At 72.0% G+C, this 536-nt stretch carries 1 pseudogene; it reads left to right on the top strand.

The features are described from left to right. Positions 1 to 536: pseudogene (locus NZK81_RS21465) on the top strand (hypothetical protein); the annotation flags it as partial.

Genomic DNA, 536 nt, shown 5'->3' with positions numbered 1-536 from the left:
GCCGCCGCGCAACGCCTGAGTGCCCTTGCCACGTTCGCTGGCATCGATGCGCAGGGCGGGACGGCCACCGCTGCGGCAAGCGGTGGCAGCCTGACCGTAAGCGGCAATACCACCATCGACGGCGGTGCCACCGGTGGCGCGGCAAACATCGCCGGAGCTGCAGGCGGCAACGGCACCGCGGGCTCTGCGCTCGTGCAGGCCACGAACAACGGCCTAGTCGCGCTGGGCGGCAATCTGGACCTGCTGGCTGTCGGTACCGGCGGCACGGCCTCGGGCGCGAACGCGAACGGCGGCACCGGCACGGGCGGCACGGCCGCAATCACGCAACAGACCGGCGGCGCGGCCACTGTCACCGGCGCGCTCACCCTCAATGCCAACGGTATCGGCAGCACGGGTACGAATGCTGGCGGCGACGGCATCGGCGGCACCATCGCGATCTCCGCCGCGCAAGGCAGCATCACTTCCAACGGCCTCAACCTCTACGCCGGCGGATACGGCGGCAGCGGCGACACGCTGGGCGGTGCCGGCCTGGGTGG

Origin of the sequence: Novosphingobium mangrovisedimenti, from assembly GCF_025153475.1 — a bacterium.
GTDB lineage: Bacteria > Pseudomonadota > Alphaproteobacteria > Sphingomonadales > Sphingomonadaceae > Novosphingobium > Novosphingobium mangrovi_A.
This window is presented reverse-complemented; position numbering and strand designations above follow the sequence as displayed.